General features: G+C 47.6%; 1 rRNA gene. It reads left to right on the top strand.

The features are described 5' to 3' along the window. Window positions 1–41: 41 nt before the first annotated feature. Window positions 42–1832 (top strand): 23S ribosomal RNA (locus ESB13_RS23640); the annotation flags it as partial.

Below are 1832 nucleotides of genomic sequence, written 5' to 3'. Positions count from 1 at the left end.
AAAAGGGTATAGAGAAACGAATCAAAGTAATTTGTAAATTTTTTAAAGCGAATAAGGGCGTATGGCGGATGCCTAGGGTCTGAGAGGCGATGAAGGACGTGGTAAGCTGCGATAAGCAACGGAAAGCTGCACACAAGCGTTATATCCGTTGATTTCCGAATGGGACAACCTAATTACTTGAAGAGTAATTACTCGAAAGAGAGCCAACCCGGAGAACTGAAACATCTAAGTACCCGGAGGAAAAGAAAATAAGAATGATTCCCCAAGTAGTGGCGAGCGAACAGGGAAGAGCCCAAACTTGATCAGCGTGCTGATCGAGGGTTGTAGGACTGCATTTAGAAAGCGTTATCAAATTGAAGCATCTGGAAAGTTGCGCCATAGCAGGTGATAGCCCTGTAGATAGAAATTAACGTGGACGAGCAGTATCCTGAGTAGCGCGGGACCGGAGGAATCCTGCGTGAATCTGCCAGCACCATCTGGTAAGGCTAAATACTCCTCAGACACCGATAGTGAACCAGTACCGTAAGGGAAAGGTGAAAAGCACCCCGAACAGGGGAGTGAAATAGTACCTGAAACCGTACGCCTACAAGCGGTCGGAGCTAGTAATAGTGACGGCGTGCCTTTTGCATAATGAGCCTACGAGTTGCTCCTCACTGGCGAGGTTAAGTTCGTAAACGAACGGAGCCGCAGCGAAAGCGAGTCCGAATAGGGCAGATAGTCAGTGGGGGCAGACGCGAAACTTTGTGATCTATCCATGGGCAGGTTGAAGTTCTGGTAACACAGAATGGAGGACCGAACCCGTTAACGTTGAAAAGTTCTGGGATGACCTGTGGATAGGGGTGAAAGGCCAATCAAACTGAGAGATAGCTCGTTCTCCCCGAAATGTTTTTAGGAACAGCCTCGTATATAGAAGTTTAGCAGAGGTAGAGCTACTGATTGGGCTAGGGGGCTTCACCGCCTACCAAACCCTGACAAACTCCGAATGCTGCTAAATATCTACGGGAGTGAGGCTGCGGGCGCTAAGGTCCGTGGCCGAGAGGGAAATAACCCAGATTAGCAACTAAGGTCCCTAATACATGGTTAAGTTGATCAAACGCGGTGGGATTTCAATAACAGCCAGGATGTTGGCTTGGAAGCAGCCATTCATTTAAAGAGTGCGTAACAGCTCACTGGTCGAGAGATCCTGCACGGAAAATAATCGGGCATCAAACCATGAACCGAAGTTCTAAATTCAGCGCAAGCTGAGTGGTAGGGGAGCATTGAAATTACATTGAAGCTGATGGGCGACCATTGGTGGAGTGATTTCAAAAGAAAATGTAGGCATAAGTAACGATAATTAAAGTGAAAAACTTTAACGCCGAAAGTCTAAGGGTTCCTGATCAACGTTAATCGGATCAGGGTTAGTCTGGTCCTTAGGAAAACCCGAAAGGGGCATCTGATGGAAAGAAGGTTAATATTCCTTCACCTGCTATACATTAAAAGTGACGCATCGACGTGGTAGTTACGTTCTGACGGAATAGAGCGTTAAGTGGAGCCTTCGGGCAAAGCGAAACTATAAAATTGGTGCCGAGAAAAGCGAGTATAGCGGCCAGTACCGCAAACCGACACAGGTAGACGGGATGAGTATTCTAAGGCGCTCGGGTGAGCCGTGGAGAAGGAACTAGGCAAATTAACGCTGTAACTTCGGGATAAAGCGTACCGCAGCGATGCGGTCTCAGTAAAATGGTTCAACCAACTGTTTAACAAAAACACAGGGCCCTGCAAAATCGAAAGATGACGTATAGAGCCTGAAACCTGCCCGGTGCCGGAAGGTTAAGGAAGGATGTTCGGAG

This window comes from Filimonas effusa, assembly GCF_004118675.1.
GTDB lineage: Bacteria > Bacteroidota > Bacteroidia > Chitinophagales > Chitinophagaceae > Filimonas > Filimonas effusa.
This window is presented reverse-complemented; position numbering and strand designations above follow the sequence as displayed.